Origin of the sequence: Arthrobacter sp. RCC_34, assembly GCF_041360795.1 — a bacterium.
Lineage (GTDB): Bacteria > Actinomycetota > Actinomycetes > Actinomycetales > Micrococcaceae > Arthrobacter_E.
In genome coordinates, this window is sequence record NZ_JBFUPW010000002.1 from 308652 (window position 1) to 327351 (window position 18700).

General features: G+C 70.4%; 13 protein-coding genes. 5 read left to right on the forward strand and 8 right to left on the reverse strand.

The window, feature by feature from the left end; translation table 11 throughout:
• Positions 1 to 62: 62 nt before the first annotated feature.
• Positions 63 to 1880, reverse strand: coding sequence for an ATP-binding cassette domain-containing protein (locus tag AB6732_RS10140; protein ID WP_370959846.1), 1818 nt, complete (start codon positions 1878 to 1880; stop codon positions 63 to 65).
• A gap of 421 nt (positions 1881 to 2301) precedes the next feature.
• Between AB6732_RS10140 and AB6732_RS10145 the strand changes: the two genes are divergently transcribed.
• Both AB6732_RS10145 and nhaA read left to right on the forward strand, forming a co-directional pair.
• A complete protein-coding gene (locus tag AB6732_RS10145; RefSeq protein WP_370959847.1) occupies positions 2302 to 2955 on the forward strand; it encodes a maleylpyruvate isomerase family mycothiol-dependent enzyme in 654 nt (217 codons plus the stop codon).
• Between the two features lie 131 nt (positions 2956 to 3086).
• The gene (gene nhaA / locus AB6732_RS10150) at positions 3087 to 4355 is read left to right on the forward strand and encodes a Na+/H+ antiporter NhaA (RefSeq protein WP_370959848.1); all 1269 of its coding nucleotides are present in this window, start codon (positions 3087 to 3089) and stop codon (positions 4353 to 4355) included.
• A gap of 39 nt (positions 4356 to 4394) precedes the next feature.
• Here nhaA and sufU read toward each other — a convergent pair whose 3' ends face one another.
• A complete protein-coding gene (gene sufU / locus AB6732_RS10155) occupies positions 4395 to 4883 on the reverse strand; it encodes a Fe-S cluster assembly sulfur transfer protein SufU (RefSeq protein ID WP_278268517.1) in 489 nt (162 codons plus the stop codon).
• Complete coding sequence (locus tag AB6732_RS10160; RefSeq protein ID WP_066216850.1) at positions 4883 to 6169, reverse strand: SufS family cysteine desulfurase; 1287 nt, start codon at positions 6167 to 6169, stop codon at positions 4883 to 4885. Before AB6732_RS10160 ends, sufU begins: the two co-directional genes overlap by 1 nt.
• 184 nt (positions 6170 to 6353) lie before the next feature.
• On the opposite strand from AB6732_RS10160, the gene gmd reads away from it, so the two are divergent.
• Together gmd and AB6732_RS10170 are read left to right on the forward strand one after the other, a co-directional pair.
• Complete coding sequence (gene gmd, locus AB6732_RS10165; RefSeq protein WP_370959849.1) at positions 6354 to 7397, forward strand: GDP-mannose 4,6-dehydratase; 1044 nt, start codon at positions 6354 to 6356, stop codon at positions 7395 to 7397.
• A 14-nt stretch (positions 7398 to 7411) separates the two neighbouring features.
• The gene (locus tag AB6732_RS10170; protein ID WP_370960118.1) at positions 7412 to 8413 is read left to right on the forward strand and encodes a GDP-L-fucose synthase family protein; all 1002 of its coding nucleotides are present in this window, start codon (positions 7412 to 7414) and stop codon (positions 8411 to 8413) included.
• Positions 8414 to 8499: 86 nt separating this feature from the next.
• Here the strand turns inward: AB6732_RS10170 and AB6732_RS10175 are convergent, their stop codons facing one another.
• Both AB6732_RS10175 and AB6732_RS10180 read right to left on the reverse strand, forming a co-directional pair.
• Positions 8500 to 9264 (reverse strand): CDP-alcohol phosphatidyltransferase family protein, encoded by a 765-nt coding sequence (locus AB6732_RS10175; RefSeq protein ID WP_370959850.1) that lies wholly within the window; start codon positions 9262 to 9264, stop codon positions 8500 to 8502.
• Positions 9265 to 9335: 71 nt separating this feature from the next.
• Positions 9336 to 10901, reverse strand: coding sequence for a right-handed parallel beta-helix repeat-containing protein (locus tag AB6732_RS10180; protein ID WP_370959851.1), 1566 nt, complete (start codon positions 10899 to 10901; stop codon positions 9336 to 9338).
• Positions 10902 to 10987: 86 nt separating this feature from the next.
• On the opposite strand from AB6732_RS10180, the gene AB6732_RS10185 reads away from it, so the two are divergent.
• On the forward strand, positions 10988 to 12184 hold the full coding sequence (locus tag AB6732_RS10185; RefSeq protein ID WP_370959852.1) for a glycosyltransferase family 4 protein: 1197 nt from the start codon (positions 10988 to 10990) through the stop codon (positions 12182 to 12184).
• A gap of 90 nt (positions 12185 to 12274) precedes the next feature.
• Here the strand turns inward: AB6732_RS10185 and AB6732_RS10190 are convergent, their stop codons facing one another.
• Genes AB6732_RS10190 through AB6732_RS10200 form a run of 3 tightly spaced genes read right to left on the reverse strand, consistent with a single transcriptional unit; the run spans position 12275 to position 18700 of the window.
• Positions 12275 to 13735, reverse strand: coding sequence for a glycerophosphodiester phosphodiesterase (locus tag AB6732_RS10190; protein WP_370959853.1), 1461 nt, complete (start codon positions 13733 to 13735; stop codon positions 12275 to 12277).
• On the reverse strand, positions 13722 to 15068 hold the full coding sequence (locus AB6732_RS10195; protein ID WP_370959854.1) for a glycosyltransferase: 1347 nt from the start codon (positions 15066 to 15068) through the stop codon (positions 13722 to 13724). Before AB6732_RS10195 ends, AB6732_RS10190 begins: the two co-directional genes overlap by 14 nt.
• Positions 15069 to 15094: 26 nt before the next feature.
• Positions 15095 to 18700 (reverse strand): PKD domain-containing protein, encoded by a 3606-nt coding sequence (locus AB6732_RS10200; protein ID WP_370959855.1) that lies wholly within the window; start codon positions 18698 to 18700, stop codon positions 15095 to 15097.

Below are 18700 nucleotides of genomic sequence, written 5' to 3' on the forward strand. Positions count from 1 at the left end.
CGAAACCGTGTGTTTAACGCACGGTTTCGACGGGAACTCACTGTTTCAGCGGTGGCGCCGGCTCAGCCGAGACTGATCTCCGGGACGTTCCGCTCCCGCCAGCGCGTGCGCAGCCAGCGGTCGTGGGTCGCGATCACGACGGCCCCGGCGAAGGACTCCAGGGCCTCCTCCAGTTCCTCGACCAGTGCCAGCGACAGATGGTTGCTCGGCTCGTCCAGGAGCAGCACCCGCGGAGGGTCCGCCACGAGGGCCGCAAGCGCCACGCGCCGCTGCTGCCCGATGCTGAGCTCGCCGAGAGCCCGTCCGGTGTCCCGCTCGGGAAGCAGCCCGAGGGTCGCGAGCGGCGTGCTTTCGGCCCGTTCGAAGCCCACGGCGCGGGCATACCACGCCGCTGCGCTCAGCCCGGGGTCCTCGAAAACGGTGTCCTGGGCCAAATAGCCCACGGTGGCATCCTCAGCCCGGAGGATCTCGCCCTCGTGCTCGACCCGCCCGGCCAAGGCTTGGAGCAGCGTCGACTTCCCGCTGCCGTTGGCGCCCGTCAGGAGCAGTCGTCCCTGCGGGCCGAGCCCGAAGGAGACCGGCTCCAGACGCCCGGGGACGGACACGCGATGGGCTCGGAGCACCGCCTCGGCGGCTGCCGCGCTGCGCTCGGCTGCCGCACCCCGCTCCGCAGCCCCGCCCGACGACGCCGGCCCGGCCGCCGTCGTCGAGTCCGCCGCCGTCGTCGAGTCGCCTAGCGCCGTGGAGACAGGGTCGAAGCCGGCGAAGCGCAGAGGCTCCGGCGGGCGCCGGACCCGGCTGCTCTCCAGCGTCTCGAGGCGGACCCTCGCGTTGCGCGCCCGGCGTGCCGTGACCTTCGCGTCCTTGTCGGTGTAGAACTTCAGAGAAGCCCTGGCCTCGGTCCGCGGCTCATTCCTGCGGTTGACGTTGCGGGAGCCCACCTCGATCTCGTGCCGCAGCGCGAGAAGTTCGGCCTGCTCAGCGGCATAGCGGTCACGCCACTGCCGCATGAGGTCCCGGCGCGCGCGGAGGGCACTGCTGTAGTCGCCCCCGAAGTGCCGGACCCCCAGCCCGCTGCCGCTGTCGGAGGTCGTCTCGCCCTGCTCCGCTCCCACGGCTCCGGCGGCCCCCTCCGGCCGTGAGATGCCGGAGGGACCATCAGGAGAGACCGGGGCGACGGCGTCGGCCAGCACCACGGCCGGCACCGGCAACGGGTCCAGGTCCACGATTCGTGTGGCCACCCGGTCCAGGAAGGTGCGGTCGTGACTGGCGAAGAGCACGGGGCCCTTCCAGTCGCGCAAGGCGGATTCCAGATACGCCACGGCGGCGTCGTCCAGATGATTGCTCGGCTCGTCGAGCAGCAGCGCGTCAGGCTCCTCCAGGAGGAGGGCCGCGAGCGCCAGCCGCGAACGCTGTCCGCCGGACAGCCGTTCCACGGGCGTCCGTTCGTCCAGACCCGAGAGTCCCAGCCCGGCGAGGACTTCCCCGCGCCGGGCCTGAGCGCTCCAGGCGCCCAGCCGTTCGGCGTCGTCGAGAGCCTGTGCATAGGCGTCCACGTCCTGGCTCTCCAGCGCGGCGAGCGCGTCGAGAGCCGGGCGCTGGGCACGGTCCAGCACCTCCCCGGCGGTACTGCCGGGAGGTGCGTCGAGTTCCTGGGCGAAGTGACCCAGGCGGTCCGGCCGGAGCACCAGCCCCGCATCCGGGCGCTGGGCACCGGCGGCGATGCGCAGCACGGTGGATTTGCCGGAACCGTTCTCCCCGATCAGACCCACCCGCTGTCCGGGAGGGACGGCGAAGGTGATGTCGCTGAGGACACGGCGTCCGGCGTAGCGCTGGGAGATGCCGTCCAGCGCCAGATGTTGAAGAGTCAAGGCGTGCATGAGAGTCCTTCCGTCAGAACGAAAGTCCCGCCGGCCATGCCACGCTTCACAAACCAGGACATCCTGACGGCCGGTGACGGAGAACGCCACGGACGGCGGCCCTGGAGCAAGGGCCGGCACGAGAACCTGGGAAGGGGAGGTGAGACGCAGCCACCGCGCATTCGCCGAGTGCATCCTCCGTTAACGTCCGGAGGGCGGCAGGCGCGGGAATCATCGGCACAGGATGTCAGCGGGACAACGGGCAAGGTGGCCAGCTGTCAGCAGGCTGCGTCAGTTCTTCACCTCTCCAGGGTATCAGGCTTTTCGCTCCCCCTCCCGCCGGGGGTCCCCCGCTGCTAGGGTCGGCGGCAGGGGGACGGCGCATCGGAGCGGCATTCCCGGCACATCAGTGCACGATCCGCCGACCATCGGAAGGGCCGCGATGAACGAGATCTGGGACGTCGTCCACGAAGAGCGCCGCGCGCTCGCGGACGATCTGGCAGAGCTGGAACCCGACACCTGGGACACCCCCTCCCTGTGCCCGGGATGGACGGTCCATGACGTGGTGGCCCATCTCGTGAATGACGCCAGGACCACCTGGGCCGGCTTCGCCGGAGAACTGTTCAGGGCCCGTTTCGACTTCGACGCCCTGAACGAGCACGGTGTCGCCCGGGAGCGCCGACCAGACTCTCGGGAGACGCTGGAGAATCTCCGAAGCGTGAGCGGCCGCACCAGCAGCGCTCCCGCGCCCCTGGTCACACGCCTCGTGGAGGCGTTCGTCCACGGAGAGGACATCCGCCGTCCGCTCGGGATCAGCCGCTCCTATCCTGTGGGGCCCCTGCTCGACGCCCTGAAGCACCAGCTGGCCACCTCCACCGGCTTCGGCGGCGGCAAGGAAAGAGCTGCGGGCGTGGTCCTGCAGGCGACGGACACGGACTTCCACTGGAAACCGGCGAAGCCCATGGTGAACGCCGCACCTGTCGTGCGGGGCAGCACACTGGCTCTCCTGCTCGCCGTGTCCGGGCGCCCCGTCCGGCCCGGAGAGCTCGACGGCGACGGCGCGGCAGCGTTCGCCGTCACCGCCGGGGACGGCTGAGCGGGCCCGATGGCACCGCGTCTGCGGTAAAATGGACTCTGGTGTGCCGGGAAGTCTGGTCGGCCCACTGCCTCCCGGGACGACCCCGGACGTGCGGCAGTGGTCAGGAACCGACGACCCCTCAGGAATTCATGCACCAGACATCCACCACCCGCCGCCTGATCCCGGAGCGCCTGCGCGTGACGCGCCTGCTTCGCAACGAAACCACCGGCGGTTTCCTGCTCCTCGCCGCCACCGTGATCGCCCTGCTCTGGGCCAACTCCCCGTGGGGCGCGTCCTATTTCGAGCTGCGGGACATCCAGGTCGGGCCCGAGAGCCTGCACCTGAATCTGAGCTTCGGCACCTGGGCGGCGGATGGCCTCCTCGCGGTGTTCTTCTTCCTGGCCGGGCTGGAACTGAAACGCGAGCTCCTGCAAGGTGAGCTGAGCGACCCGCGCAAGGCCCTGGTGCCGGTCGCCGCGGCGGTGGGCGGCGTCGTCGTCCCGGCGCTGCTGTACGTCCTCGTGAATGCCGGGAACCCGGAGGGCCTGGCCGGTTGGGCCATCCCGACGGCCACGGACATCGCCTTCGCCCTGGCCGTGCTCGGCGTGGTCGGCTCCCATCTGCCCGCGGCGCTGCGGACGTTCCTCCTGACGCTCGCGGTGGTGGACGACCTGATCGCGATCGTCATCATCGCCCTCTTCTACGGCGGCGCCCTCCAGATCGGCTACCTCCTGGCGGCGCTGCTCCCCCTCGCGGCCTTCGCGGCGCTCGGACGGGTTGCGGGCGGACGCTGGGCGCGCTGGTGGACGCTGCTCCCCCTCGCCCTGCTCACGTGGGTGCTCGTGCACTCCTCCGGCGTCCACGCCACGGTGGCCGGGGTGCTGCTGGCCTTCACCATCCCTCTGGGCCGCTCGGCGGCGGAGGCTCCCGCGAACGGCCTCGCAGACCGGCTCGAGCACGGCTTGCGGCCCTTCAGCGCCGGCTTCGCCGTGCCGCTGTTCGCCTTCTTCGCCGCAGGGGTCGCTCTCGGAGGGTTCGACGGCGTGCGGTCGGCCGCCACCGACAGCGTCGCGGTGGGGATCGTCGTGGCCCTCGTCGTGGGCAAGTTCGTGGGCGTGCTCGTAACGTCCTTCGCCCTGACGCGACTGCCCGGCGTGGCGCTGGACAAATCGGTGCGCTGGCTCGACATGGTGGGCGTCGCCCTGCTCACCGGGGTCGGCTTCACGGTGTCCCTGCTCGTCGCGGATCTCTCCTTCGGCGGGGGTCACGGCGGTGAAGGGTCCGCGCACGGCGAGCACGCCAAGGTCGCCATCCTGGCGGCCTCGGTGGTCGCGGCGGTGCTCGGCGCCGTCGTGCTCCGGCTCCGGAACCGGCATCACCGCCGCCTGAAGGAGCGCCGTCGCCCGCAGACGGGCTGAGAAGCCCGAGGCGGGACGGCGCGAGAGGAACGTGGCGCGTCAGGCCGCGGTGGACACGGCCTGACGCAGCGCGTCCTCCGCCGCCACCCAGGCGAGCATGGCGCATTTGACGCGTGCCGGGAACTTCGAGACGCCGGAGAGCGCGGCGGCGTCACCCAGCTCTTCGGGATCGCCCTCCACGGTGCCGCGGGAGCGCAGTACGGTGCGAAACTCCTCGATCAGCGTGGCGAGCTCGTCCACCGAGGAGACCTCACCGGCCAGATCGGTCAGCATCGAGGCGGACGCCATCGAGATGGAGCAGCCGTTGCCGAGCCATTCGAGGGATTCGATGCGGCGCTCACCCTCGGCGCCGCTCACGGAGAGGCGCAGCGTGATCTCGTCGCCGCACACCGGGTTCAGCTGGTGGCACTGACCCGTGCCCGCGGGCCAGGAGGTCTCACAGGCGGCGACTTCGCTCAGGCTCCCGCCGTGACGGGCCTTGGCGTGTTCCAGGATGGTCTGCTGGTACAGCGATTCGAGGGAACTCATCACTTCACTCCGAAGAAACCGCGGACACCGGCGACGCCCTCGAGGAAGGCGTCCACCTCGCCCTCGGTGGTGTACAGGTAGGCGCTGGCGCGGGTCGACGCCGAGAGGCCGTAGCGCCGGTGCAGGGGCTGCGCGCAGTGGTGACCCACGCGGACGGCGATGCCCTGGGCGTCCAGGTACTGGCCGACGTCGTGCGCGTGCACGCCCTCGACGTCGAAGGAGACCAGGGCGGCGCGCTCGACGCCGGCGGCCGGGCCGAGCGTGCGGACGCCGGGGATGCGGGCCAGGCCCTCAAGCATGCGCTGCGCGAGGACCTCCTCCCGCGCATGGACGCGGTCCATGCCGGTCTCCATCAGGTACCGCGCGGCCGCGGCCATGGCGATGGCCTGCGAAACGGGCTGCGTGCCCGCCTCGAAACGCTGCGGAGCCGGGAGGTATCCCGAGTGCTCCATGGTCACGGTGGTGATCATGGAACCGCCCGTCGTGACGGGCGGGAGCGCGTCGAGGAGTTCCTGGCGGCCGTAGAGGGCGCCGATGCCGGTGGGGCCGAGCATCTTGTGGCCGGAGAAGACCGCGAAGTCGACGTCCAGGGCCTTCACATCGAGCGGCAGGTGCGGCGCGGACTGGCAGGCGTCCAGGACCACCAGGGCGCCCACCGCGCGGGCCAGGCCCACGAGGTGCGCCACCGGATTGATGGTACCGAGGACGTTGGAGACGTGGGTGAACGCGAGGACGCGGGTCCTGGCGTTGATCACGCGGGCGGCCTCGTCCAGGTCCAGCGTGCCCTCGTCGGTGAGCGGGATGTACCGGAGCGTGGCGCCGGTCCGGCGGCAGAGTTCCTGCCACGGCACCAGATTGGCGTGGTGCTCCATCTCGGTGACGACGATCTCGTCTCCGGGGCCGAGCGCGAAGCGGCGCGCCTCGGGGGCGACCTCCCCCACGCTCGCGTTGGAGAAGGCGTAGGCGAGGAGATTGAGACCGGCGGTGGCGTTGGAGGTCCAGACGATCTCCTCCTCGCGGGCCCCGACGAACTCCGCCACCGTGGCGCGGGCGTCCTCGAAGGCGAGCGTGGCGTGGGCCGCCAGGGTGTGGGCGCCGCGGTGCACCGCGGAGTTCCGCTGTTCGTAGAACTCCTGCTCGGCTTCCAGCACGCTCAGGGGGTTCTGGCTCGTGGCACCCGAGTCGAGGTAGACGAGCTCCCGCCCGTTCACCGGATGCGCCAGGAGGGGGAAGTCGTTCCGGATCCGGAGGACTTCCACATCAGTCAGAGGGACGCCGTTGTTCACGTTCCCACCTCCGCCTTATTTAGGAAACATTTGCCTGGTCTATTCTCGCACCACCGGGGCCCGGGGCGCTTCCCAGGACTACCTAAGTACCCGGCACCCCGAATTGCGTAGTCCCTACTCGGGCCTGGCGCCCCGGCGGCCCGTAGCGTGCAGACATCAGCAGGAATCGCTAAGGAGCAGGGACATGGCGAGACGTGCGTTCATCGCTGGAATCACGGGTCAGGACGGGTCTTACCTGGCCGAACTACTACTACTCAAGGGCTACGAGGTCCACGGTCTCATCCGGCGCACCTCCGCGTTCAACACGGCCCGCATCGACCACCTCTACGTGGACCCCCACGAGAGCGACGCGCGCCTCTTCCTCCACTACGGGGACATGGACGACGGCGCCCGGCTCGTCACGCTGCTGGCACAGATCCAGCCGGACGAGGTCTACAACCTGGCGGCCCAATCACATGTGCGGGTCTCGTTCGACGAGCCGATCCACACCGGCAACACCACCGGTCTGGGCACCTCCCGCTTCCTCGAAGCCGTACGGCTCGCCGGGGTGGACACCCGGTTCTATCAGGCGTCCACCTCCGAGATGTTCGGGGCCTCGCCGCCGCCGCAGAACGAGGAGACGCCGTTCTATCCGCGCTCGCCCTACGGCGCCGCGAAGGTCTACAGCTACTGGATGACCCGCAACTACCGCGAGGCCTACGGCATGTTCGCCGTCAACGGGATCCTGTTCAACCACGAATCCCCGCGCCGCGGCGCGACCTTCGTGACCCGGAAGATCACCCGGGCCGTCGCGTCCATCGCCTCGGGCACGGCGGAGCGCCTCTATCTGGGCAATCTGGACGCCATCCGCGACTGGGGCTACGCCGCCGAGTACGTCGAGGGCATGTGGCGGATGCTGCAGGTCGACACCCCGCAGGACTACGTCCTCGCCACGAGCACGCCCACCACGGTCCAGCAGTTCCTGGAGTACGCCTTCGGGAGCGTCGGGCTGAACTGGAGGGACCACGTCGAGTTCGACGAGCGGTACCTCCGGCCCACCGAGGTGGACTCCCTCATCGGCGATCCCACGAACGCCCAGGTGGACCTCGGGTGGAAGGCGTCCGTCGGCGCGGAGGACCTGGCCCGGCTCATGGTGGCCCATGATCTGGCCGAGCTCGGCAGCCCCCGCGGGCACGTGGTGGACCAGGTGACCCTTCCCTCGTGGAACGCCAGCCTGGAACTGACATGAGCACCCGGACAGCCATGAGCGCTGGGGAGACGGTGGTCGCCGATGACGCCGCGCAAGCCGACACCGGCATCCTGGACCGGGACGCGCCGTTCTACGTGGCCGGGCACCGCGGGCTCATCGGGTCGGCGATCTGGCGCCGCCTGGAACGCGCCGGCTTCACACAACTGATCGGAGTGCCCTCCTACGACCTCGATCTGCTGGACCGGACGGCGGTGGAGGACTTCTTCGCCGAGCACCAGCCGCGCCACGTGGCCCTGGCCGCCGCAAAAGTGGGCGGCATCCAGGCCAACAACGACTTCCCGGTGGACTTCCTGAGCGAGAATCTCCGGATCCAGGGGAACGTCATGGACAGCGCGGTGCGGCACCGGGTCCACAAGCTCCTCTTCCTGGGATCGAGTTGCATCTATCCGCGGTTCGCGCCGCAGCCGATCCCCGAGGACGCGCTGCTCACCGGCAAGCTGGAGGTCACCAACGACGCGTATGCGGTGGCCAAGATCGCCGGGATCCAGTACGTCAAGGCCGTCCGGCGGCAGTACGGGCTGCCCTGGATCAGCGCCATGCCCAGCAACCTCTACGGCCCCGGGGACAACTTCCGGCCGGGCGTCTCCCATGTGCTGCCGGCGCTGATCATGCGGTACCGCCAGGCCCGCGACGACGGCGCGGCCACCGTCACGAACTGGGGCACCGGCACGCCGCTGCGGGAGTTCCTCTACGCGGACGACTGCGCGGACGCCTGCCTCTTCCTCCTGGACAACTACGACGGCGGCCGCCACCTCAACGTCGGAACCGGCGCCGAGATCAGCATCAAGGACCTCGCGGCCCTCATCGCGGACGTCGTCGGCTACGAGGGCGAGACCGTCTGGGACGCCACGAAGCCAGACGGGACCCCGCGGAAGATGATGGACGTCTCCCGCCTCAGCGGCCTCGGCTGGCGGGCGCGGACGGGTCTGCGGGAAGGCGTCGAGCGCACCGTGCAGTGGCTCGAATCGCACGAGGAGGAAGCACGGACGGCCTGAGACCGAGCGGTCCCAGGCCGTCCGCGGCGTGCCGGCCGCCGTCGTCGTGTGCTCACCGGCCGGGCGGCCAGGCGGCGTGGCGCCGCTCAGGTCCGGCCGAAGCCGGAGAGTTCGCGGTACCACTTCGGCAGCGCCAGGCACAGGAAGAGCACATTGCACACGAAGAGGGCGAGGTAGACCCAGTGGAACAGCACCGGCCAGCCCCACAGCACGAACACGCAGGCCAGCACCCCGTACTCGGTGGGCAGCACGGCCAGCGAGTACAGCACGGAGGAGCTCCCCTCCCCCGCCAGGCGCATGCCGCTGGACCCGCGATGCGCCCGGCGCAGCTGATCCGTGAGCATGATGGTGCAGAAGAAGAACGCCGCCAGGAAGGCGTACGCCCCGGGCAGGACCAGCCACAGCCCGGATTCCGTCCCGGTCCGGGCCCACGCGAACAGCACCACGAGGTGGAACAGGGACATCTTGGCGGCATCCACCACGTGGTCCAGCCACTCGCCGGCGAAGCTCCCACCCCCGCGCAGGCGGGCCAGCTGACCGTCCGCCGAATCGAAGGCGTAGCCCAGGATCAGCAGCACCGCCACCAGCAGGCCCGTGAGCGGAGTGACCGGGGAGAACGCCAGCACGGCGAGTCCCCCGAAGGTCGCCAGCGCACTGATGGCGGTGACGATGTTGGGCGTCAGGCCCAGCCGGTGAGCCACCGCCGCCAGCACCCGTCCGAAGGGACGGTTGAAGAACCGGACGTAGGCGGAGGCACCCTTTGAGGTCTTCTGCTTGCCTTTCAGGATCTGCAAGGACGCGGCGATCCCGCGGTCCTCACCCCTGCCGGACTGCGTGTCCTGGAGTCCCATGGACAGCCCCTCACTCCCGCTGGCTCACGGTCACCGCACGGCGCCCGGAAACCGCCACCCCGAAGGCTTTGTCAGCGAAGGTACGCCACACTGGCGGTGGAGTCGAACCCCGCGCTCTTCCAGCCAGGATATGTGACGAGTGCGTTGATGCTGTTGAAGCCCTTCTGCGCGCTGGTGGTCAGCGTGTAGGAGTTCCGGCTGAACGAGATCCCGGCCGAGGACGCGGTGAGGATGCGGTCCTTGGTGGTCACCACACCGGTGGTGGCCGTGGCCGGGGAGCCGGTCCCCATGTCGACCGTGTTCCCGGAGACCGTCACCTTGCTGAGCAGGTACGTGCCCCAGGAGCTGGTCCCGCGGTTCCGGGCCTGCAGGCTGATGCCGTTGAGGTTGGAGCGCAGCGCGTTCCCCGTGATGGTGACGTCGGACGAGGTGTTCACATCGATCCCGGCGCCCGACCAGAGACCCGTTCCGCCGCCCCGGCCCATTCGCTTCGCGTTGTCCGTGACGGTGTTGTTCGTGATGACGCCGCGACGGCTGATCTCATAGCGGATCCCGTCCGCGTAGTTGCCGGTGATGGTGTTCGCGTCGACCGTGATCCCGTCCGACTGCACATCGGCCCAGACACCGACGCCCAGGTTCCCGGACACGGTGTTCCGCTGGATCAGGGCGCTCGAGTACGTGGTCTTGATGCCGCCCGACTCCCAGTCGGCGATCCAGTAGCCCGCCGTGTTGTTGCCGTTGACGGTGTTGCCCGTGACGGTGGCGCTGCTGGTGCGGTAGAGGGTCACTCCCAGCTGGCCATTGCGGATCACCGTGTTGTTCAGGATCTGCGGCCGCACCGCCTGATCGGTCAGGATCCCGACGCCGTGATTGTCGCTCACCGTGTTCCCGGTGACCTTCCAGTCGGAGCCGGACACCACGACCGCGCCACGCTGGGACCGGTTGGCGAAGTGCTGGACCGTCAGGCCGGTGAGCTTCACCCCGGCTTGGGTCGAGGAAATGGCGGTCTGAAGCCGGGCCATGCGGATGCTGTGGGACACCGGGGTGTTGGCGATCGTCAGGGTGTTGCTCGCGTAGTCGGCGAAGAACGTCCCGGGCACGACGGCGGCCAGGCTGTTCACGCGACGCAGCCGCGCGCCGTCGTAGAACAGGTCCTCGGCGAAATTGCAGCTGGTGCTGCCCGCGGTCTCACACTGTCCAGGGCCCGTGTACGCGGCGGGGAGGTTGCCGCGCGACTGCCAGCGGGCCGGCTGACCGGTCACCTGGTACGCGGTCCAGGACTTGAGCGGCTTGGCGCCGTCAACGATCGAGCCGGGGAGACCCCTCAGCTCCTGCTGGGCCTTGGGGGCGATGGTGCGGTTGAGGATGTGCCGGCCCGCCGCGAGGCAGATCACGGCCCCTTGGGGCTGCGCGTTGACCGCGTCCGCGATCTCGGCGCCGGGTGCGACCGTGACGGTGCACGCCGGGACGGCCGCTTCAGCGGCGCCTGGCGCGGAGACGGCCAGCAGACCCCCGCCCAGAAGCCCGGCGAGGGCGAGGACGGCGGGGATGCGGCGTCGGGGGGCGCGGTGCTTTCCGCGCTGTTCCCGGGTCTGCGGGGAGGTGTTCAGGGCATGGTTCGATGAACGGTTCGCCATAGGCTCTCTTTGGTGACGGGCGGAGACCGGCGCCCTGGTGTTGTATGAAGTTGGACTCGCCCCTGACAAGTCAAAGGCCGATTCTAGTGAAGATACTGGTAGCTCACAATTACTATCGCTCGGCGCAGCCGTCCGGCGAGGATTCCGTGGTGCGCCAGGAGATGGCCCTGCTGGAGGCCGCCGGGCACCGGGTGGGACACTTCGCACGGCACTCCGACGACATCGCCCGGATGCCCGTGACACGCAAGGCCCTGGTGCCGCTGGGCGTGGTGCATTCCCCGTCCGCACGCCGCGATCTGGCGGGCGTCCTGGAGCGGGAGCGGCCGGACGTGCTGCACGTCCACAACACGTTCCCCCTGCTCAGCCCGTCGATCCTGCTCGCCGCCCGGGACGCGCGCGTGCCCGTGGTCATGACCTTGCACAACTACCGCATGTTCTGCGCCGACGGAACGTTCCTGCGGGACGGGAAGCCGTGCACGGACTGCCTCTCCGGCGCCGGTCCGCTCCCCGGACTGCGCCACGCCTGCTACCGGGGTTCGGCGGCGGCGACTCTTCCGCTCACCGTGAGCATCGGGCTTCACCGGGCGCTGGGCACGTGGACCCACGGAGTGACGAAGTTCGTGGTCATGAGCGCTTTCGCCCGAGATCTGTTCGCGTCCCAGGGGCTGGATCCGGACCGGATCACCGTCAAACCGCATTTCGTGCCCGCCGCGGCCCCCGAGGACGTGAGTGTTACGTCAGATGACGCGCCCGTGGTGTACCTCGGGCGCCTCTCGCCGGAGAAGGGGCCCGACGTCCTGCTGGACGCCTGGCAGGACTCCTTCGGCCCCCTGATCCTGATCGGCGACGGCCCGCTCCGCCCCGCGCTGGAGGCGCAGGTGGCCCGGCGCGGGCTGCGCACCGTGACGTTCCTGGGAGCACTGCCCCGGCCGGAGGCCATGGCACGCCTGGGCCGGGCCCGCCTGCTTGTGAACTCCTCCCGGGTCTTCGAGACCTTCGGCCTGAGCGTGGTGGAGGGCTTCGCGCACGGTCTGGGCGCCGTGATCCCGGACCAGGGCGTCTTCCCGGAACTGACCGGCGACGACGGCGCCGCGGTCACCTTCCGCTCCGGGGACGCGGACTCGCTCTCCCGGGTGCTGGCCGGCGCGCTGGAGCCCGGCGCCGCCCGCCGCATGGGCCGGGCGGCGCTCCGCCGGCACGCGGACCACTACGGCGCCGAGGACAATCTGCGGCGGCTCGAAGCCGTGTACACCGAGGCCGTCGCGGCGGGAATGCCCGCCTGACAGGGCACCGTGCGCTGAGCCGGCTGCGCTTCAGGGGGCTGCGCTTCAGGGGGTCGCGGTTCAGGGGGCTGCGGTTCAAGGGGCTGCGGTTCAAGAGGCCGTAAGCACCGCGACGTCGCGGAAGCGGACCGTCTGCGGCTTCCGGTAGCCCTTGACGAGGGCGAGGTAGCCCCCGTGCGAGCCGCTGTCCTGCACGGTCGTCTTCCAGGACGGATCGCCGTCGCGGGACAGCGTGATCCCGGAGGCGGTCACCTCGAGCCGGAGGGTCGCCCACTCGCCCCGCTTCAGCGCAGCGGTCTGCACCGACGCGAGCACACGGTCGGAGCCTGCCGAGCCCTGACGCAGCAGCAGGGTGAGCTTCCCCTGGGGGCTCAGCTGTACCAGGTAAGCGGCCGCGGCAGGCCCGGAGACGAGAGCAGGATCGTCCTGCGCCAGGCCGAGAGCCAGCCCCGCGCCGTCGTCGGGCCCCGGCAGGTCCTCCGGCCAGCAGAGACTGACGGCGCAGCCGTACGACGGTCCGGTCACGGGCCCCAGGGACCCGAGGACGTAACTCGCGAGCGAGGCGAACGCCAGATCCAGGCCGCGGGACTCCTGGTCGAACCGCGGCTGGTACTTGGGGGCCAGGATCCACGGAAGATCTCCCGTGGCGCGGCGGCCCGTGCCGAAGTCGTCCTTGACGGCGAGCGCGGTGGAGGACGTGACGTACAGGTAGTTGGAGCACATCAGGCCGCGCACCCCGAGGGCCAGCACCCGCCGGCGCATCGCCCGGGTGTGGATCTCCCAGCAGATCACGGGCTTGCCGAAGGCCACGAGTTCCCGCATGGCCTGGTCGGTGGCGCCGTGGTAGATGCCCAGGAGGTCGAAGCGGTCCTGGTACCGGTCGAACTGGTGGTCGGCGCCGTCCATGAAATACCCCCACAAGGTGTACCCGCGACGCCGGGCCTCCTTATAGGAACCCGAGGCCGCCGTCTGCTTCCACACCATGTGGGAGGTGGAGCCCGGGTAGAAGTCCATCAGGTCCAGGACCTCCTTGGCGTGCTCGCCGGACTTGTCCTCGATGAAGAGCACCGTCCGGTGCGCGAGCGCGTCCAGCACGTCCCGGAAGGCCGGGATGGGCTCGAGAGGCGTGGCCGGGCCGAGCCAGGCCCGGGCGTCGTTGCGGATGACCGCGAGTTCCTCGAAGGTCAGGTCTTTGATGTCGCGGTCCACACCGGTCATGCGGGACAGGTTGGTGTCGTGGTGGCAGACCAGGACGCCGTCCTTGGTCATGTGCACGGAGACCTCGACCGCCATGGCGCCCGCGGCGACGGCCTCCGTGTAGGCCCGCAGCGTGTGCTCGGGCCAGGTGTCGCCGGACCCCCGGTGGGCGATCGCGAACACGTCCTGGGCGAGGAGTTCGTCCAGCGTCGTGGTCGTGCGGGTGGGCGTCGGGGTGACACCCGGAGGCACGACGGCGCCCGCCGAGCAGGCGGTGAGGAATCCGGTGGCGCCGAGGGCGGCGAGCTGCAGGAAGCGCCGCCTGCCGAAAGCCGCCTCCTCACGGGGTGACATGATCCGCCATCCTCTGCGGGTGGTCCGCCCGGGCGGCGAGCGCCCTGTGGTACCAGTCGCCGACGCGTGCCGTGAAGGCACCCTGGGTCCAGGACGCAGGATCCGGGAGTGGCCACGCGGCGCCGCCGTTCAGGCCGGGCCGCCGGGTGTCTAGACCCAACGTGTCAAGGCGCAGCGTGTCCAGGCGCTCGCACAGGTCCGCCACGATGTTCCGGCTCACGGGGACGGCCTGGCTCCGCTCGGCGAGGAACGACGGCGGGCCGCCCAGGTCCACGCACACCACCGGAAGGCCGTGGCTCAGGGCCTCCCCCACGACCCAGCCGCAGGAGTCGTGCAGGGACGGGAAGAGCAGCGCATCGGCGAGGCCCATGAGACGGAGGACCTCCGGGCGCTCCACCTGGCCCAGGAAGTGCACCCGCTGTTCCACGCCCCGGCGGCGCGCCATGGCCTCCAGCCACTCGCGTTCCGGGCCGTCCCCCACGAAAGTGAGGGACCACTGCGGGCTTTCCGCCACGGCGGCCAGGGCCAGCCGGACGCCCTTCCAGGCGACGAGCCGGCCCACGAACAGGGCGTTCAGCTCCACGGGCGCCCCGTGGCCGCCGGGTCCGCGGGCTGCGGCGGTGCCGTCGCGGTGGGCCGGCGTCGCGGCCGTGGCGGGAGAACCGCCGGGTTCCGGTTCCCCGAGCACGACGTTCGGCGCGATCAGCACCTCACCCGCACCGTGGAAGCGGCGCGCCGTGTCCGCGTTGAGGGCCACCGTGACGGCGGCGCGGGCCGCCGTCGTCCCCGTGGAGAGGCGCCGCACGGTGCGCGTGGCGGCGCTCCGAAGCAGTTCATGGACCGTGCCGCGGACTCCGAGCCAGCGCCACAGCTCCGGCGGCACATAGCTCGCGCCGCCCACGGGACCCCAGACGAGAGGGACCTCGCGGGCCAGGGATGACAGTCCGCACGGCATCCAGTCGACGGCGAACGTGGCGTGATGCAGCAGCGTGAAGTGATGCTCGCCGTGCAGGCGCCGGGCCACCCGGGCGGCTTCGCGCTGCCACAGGGGGTAATACCAATAGACGTCCCGGTGCCGGCGCTTGGCGCGCAGGTACCGGTCCGGGAGGTCGACGTACACCGGCCTCACGCGGGAGGCCAGGAAGCTGTCGGCCGCCAGGGCCCGGGCGATCGCAGGCGCGAACCGCTCCCGCGTCATGACCCAGACCCTGGCGTGGCGTGCGGCGGCCTGAACCACCGCCCACCCCGCCCCGGGCTCGGATCCGAGCCCGGGGCCACAGGCGTAGGCGCTGATGAGCACCCGTGGCAGCCCCTGCCCTGCTGGTGCACTCATGGTCTTGCTCCTTCGCGATCGAGCGGTCAGCGCGGCGTGGTGACCAGGTAGTCCGTCACGCGCGCCTGGACGGGTGCATTGGTGGAGGAGCCGGACAGCGTGGTCCGCAGTGCGGGCGTGCCCGCCGCCTGCAGGCCGGCCGTGCCGTCCGTGGTGCTCAGCTGCCATGCGCCGGGTTCGGCGGCACTGCTGTCCCAGGCTTTCGCCTTGAGCGTCGTGGTGCCGGAACCGGAGACCAGGAACTTCACCTGGAGCGTGTTGCCCGCGGCCGGGGTGGCCGCCAGGACCTGGGTCTCGGGGACCAGGACGGTCTCCGTTCCCGCGCTGTCCACCCGGATCAGCGAGAGGTACACGCGACCCGCCGCGATGTACCGGACCTTGGCACGGTAAGCGCCCTGGCCTGCGATGGTCCGGGAGTCCACGCTCACGTAGACGCCACCGCCCGTCGCCGGCTTGTCCAGGGACAGACCCAGGCTGACCTCCGTGTCCTGCGCGGAGAAGGAGTTCAGCGCCGCGCCGGTCTGGTTGCCCGCCGTCAGCATGGTCAGGGTGCCCTGTCCGCCGCTGACCGCGTACCGGCTGGCCGTGCCGCTCACCGTCCAGGCGCCGCCCTTGTCCGCCGTGCCCCAGCCATTGGTGACGGTCCGTGCGAAGGTGTCCTTCGCCAGGACCGTGCCGGCCGGGACGACGTTGCTCAGATCCAGCTGCTTGCTGGCGCTGGCCGTGCGTCCGCGGTTGTCCGTCACGGTGACGGTGGCGGTGTACACCCCGGGAGCCGAATACGTGTGGCTCGGCGTGACGCCGGTGCCCGTCGTGCCGTCCCCGAAGGTCCAGGCGTAGGAGACGATGCTCCCGTCCGGATCGTTCGAGGCCGAGGCGTCGAACGTGCAGGCGAGCTGCGTGCAGGACGCGACGGCACTCGCGACGGGCGGCTGGTTGGCCGGCTGCGGCGCGACGGTGACGGTGGTTCCGGCACTGTTCTGCGCGCCGTCGTTGTCCGTGACCGTCACGGTGGCCGTGTACGTTCCGGCCGCGGCGTAACTGTGCTGCGGTGTGGCGCCGGCGCCCGTCGTGCCGTCCCCGAAGGTCCAGGCGTAGGAGGCGATGGTGCCGTCCGGATCGCTCGAGGCCGAGGCGTCGAAGGAGCAGACCAGATAGGTGCACGACGACGTCGCGCTGGCCACCGGCGGCTGGTTCGGCGCCGTCGTGGTCACCGTCTGGCTGGTCACCGTGGTGGCCCCCAGATTGTCGGTCACGGTCAGGCGCACATTCCAGGTGCCCGCCGAGGCGTAGTTGTGACTCGTGTTCACCCCGGTCCCCGTGGCTCCGTCGCCGAAGTCCCACGCGTAGGAGGTGATGGTGCCGTCCGGGTCGTTCGACGCTGAGGCGTTGAACGAGCAGGCCATCAGCGTGCAGGACGGCGTGAAGGCCGCCACGGGCGCCTGATTGCCGCGGCCCAGAGAGTTGTGCCAGGCCACCTGCGAGGCGTCCAGGGCCGAGGAGTACACGGCCACCTGGGACACGCGTCCCACGATGCCCTGGTTCAGCGGCTGGTTGGGCCAGGCGCCGAGGTTGTTCGCTCCGATCCGCCAGTACCCGGTGTAGCCCTCGGCACCGGCCGCCGGGGACGAGCCTTGACTGACGCCGTCGACGTAGAGCGTCGCGTTGCCGCCACCGAGCGTGCCGACCAAGTGGTGCCACTTGCCGTCGTTGACGGCGCTTCCGCCGCGGACGGTGACCACGTAGCCGGGGTAGACGCCGAAGACCGGACGCCCGCCGCTGTCCACGTAGAGGTGACGGTCGTACTGACTGCTGCTCCCGCTCGACGTGTTCCCGAAGCCGACGACCTTGCCGCCCAGGAGACTCGTGGTGTTGATCCACGCCTCGACGGAGAACGTGTTCGGTCCGGAGAGCTGCACCGAGCTGTTCAGGCTCGCATTCGAGTTCTGGATGTTCACGGACTTGGAGGTGGCGTTCGGGCCGGCGGAACCGAGCTGGGTCCGGTTGCTGCCGGTGAGGTTGTTGCCGGCGATCGCATCGTGGGCGGACGTGCCGCTGCTCTCATCCGTGGGCCAGAAGTACTGCGCCCCATCGGCCACCACATTGTCCGAGTAGCCCGCGTTCTGGCTGGCCACGGTGATGTAGGGGGTCCAGTAGGACGTGACCACATTCGTGCCGTCGGTGACCTCCACCCGGTACGCGACCTGGCTGCCCGGGGTCAGCCCCGGGTCCGTGATGCGGTAGCTGGGGATGTCCCAGAACCGGGAGCGGACCGTGCGGACGTCCAGGGGGGTGCTGGAGCCGTTGCGGAACACCTTGTAGTTCAGGTATTCGTCGTCGTTGTCCACGGTCGCGGTGACCCGGACGTCCACCTGGCCCGCCCGGAGGCTGGCGGCCGACGGCGTGGCGGGCTTCTTCGGCGGGGCGTCGCTCTCCGAGCCGAACATGGTCAGGCCCTGCTGCCCCTCCCCGTTGACCGTGGTGAAGTCGCCGCCCACCCAGAGGTGCTGGCCGTCCGTGGCCATGTCCCAGGGTCCGACGTAGGTGCTGGGCCCGGCGTTGGTCTGCGGGTACCAGCCCTGCACGTCACCGGTGTCCGGGTTCTCCGCCAGGAGGAACCGGTTCGGGCCCTGCGGGAAGCCGCCCACGGAGCTGCAGTCGTGGGCGTGGGAGCCCTTGTAGAGCCATTCGCCCACGAAGACGATCGCCTCCGTGGCGCCCAGGCACGTGTTCTTCCAGTTGAGCTGCCCCGTGCTGATCGATGCTGACCAGGTGCCGTCGAAGCAGCCGCCGCCGTCGCCGGCGTTGGCGAAGTACACGTTGTCACCGTGGGTGATGATGTCCTCCACCTTGGTCCAGCAGGAGCCGGTCCGGTCCGGCAGCGTCGACGCCGCGGGGAACGGGAGCAGCGCGCCTTGCTGCGCGTCCACGAGAGCCACGCTCTCGCGGTGCACGCTGCCCACGTAGGCGAACTTGCCGCCGAGGTAGACCTTGCTGCCGTCCGGGGAGGCCTTGACCGAGTTCACGTCGGCGTCGGGCGCGGGATTCCAGGGCAGGAGCGCGCCGTCACTGGCCTGCACGGCCGCGGCCCTCGGGCGGTCGATGCCGGCCACCTGGGTGAAACTGCCACCGAAGTAGATGGTGGGGCCGGCGACGTCGATGGTGCTGACGCGGTACGCCACGTAGGGCTTGAAGGCAGAGCGCAAGGTGAGACTCGCCGTGTCGATGGCGGCGATGCGGCCGCGGGCCGCCCCGTAGATCTGGGTGAAATCACCGCCCACGTAGACGGTGGTGCCGTCCGCGGAAGCGGTCAGCGACCAGACCTTGCCGTTGGGCTGCGGCGCACTGCCGAGCAGGTTTCCGGTGGTGGCGTCGAAGACGGCCAGATACGTCCGTGAGGTCTCCGAGACCCCGGCGGCGGCGCCCGGCGGGCGCACCGTGGTGAACTCGCCGCCCACGAAGACCTTCCCGGCCGCATACGCGACGGCACGGACCGTGGCATTCGTCTGCCAGGTCGGGGTGGACAGCGCCGACAAGGTGGTCTGCTTCGCCCACGCGGGGGCGGCGGTCATGCCCAGGACCACGGCCACCGCAGCGATTCCCACGGCCAGACGCCTGAGGATGCTTTTCAT

Coding starts and splice junctions, on each gene's coding strand:
- AB6732_RS10190 (WP_370959853.1), bottom strand. CDS start 13,735: ATGTCACCCCGTGAGGAGGCGGCTTTCGGCAGGCGGCGCTTCCTGCAG.
- nhaA (WP_370959848.1), top strand. CDS start 3,087: ATGCACCAGACATCCACCACCCGCCGCCTGATCCCGGAGCGCCTGCGC.
- AB6732_RS10175 (WP_370959850.1), bottom strand. CDS start 9,264: ATGGGACTCCAGGACACGCAGTCCGGCAGGGGTGAGGACCGCGGGATC.
- sufU (WP_278268517.1), bottom strand. CDS start 4,883: ATGAGTTCCCTCGAATCGCTGTACCAGCAGACCATCCTGGAACACGCC.
- AB6732_RS10200 (WP_370959855.1), bottom strand. CDS start 18,700: ATGAAAAGCATCCTCAGGCGTCTGGCCGTGGGAATCGCTGCGGTGGCC.
- AB6732_RS10145 (WP_370959847.1), top strand. CDS start 2,302: ATGAACGAGATCTGGGACGTCGTCCACGAAGAGCGCCGCGCGCTCGCG.
- AB6732_RS10170 (WP_370960118.1), top strand. CDS start 7,412: ATGAGCGCTGGGGAGACGGTGGTCGCCGATGACGCCGCGCAAGCCGAC.
- AB6732_RS10140 (WP_370959846.1), bottom strand. CDS start 1,880: ATGCACGCCTTGACTCTTCAACATCTGGCGCTGGACGGCATCTCCCAG.
- AB6732_RS10195 (WP_370959854.1), bottom strand. CDS start 15,068: ATGAGTGCACCAGCAGGGCAGGGGCTGCCACGGGTGCTCATCAGCGCC.
- gmd (WP_370959849.1), top strand. CDS start 6,354: ATGGCGAGACGTGCGTTCATCGCTGGAATCACGGGTCAGGACGGGTCT.
- AB6732_RS10180 (WP_370959851.1), bottom strand. CDS start 10,901: ATGGCGAACCGTTCATCGAACCATGCCCTGAACACCTCCCCGCAGACC.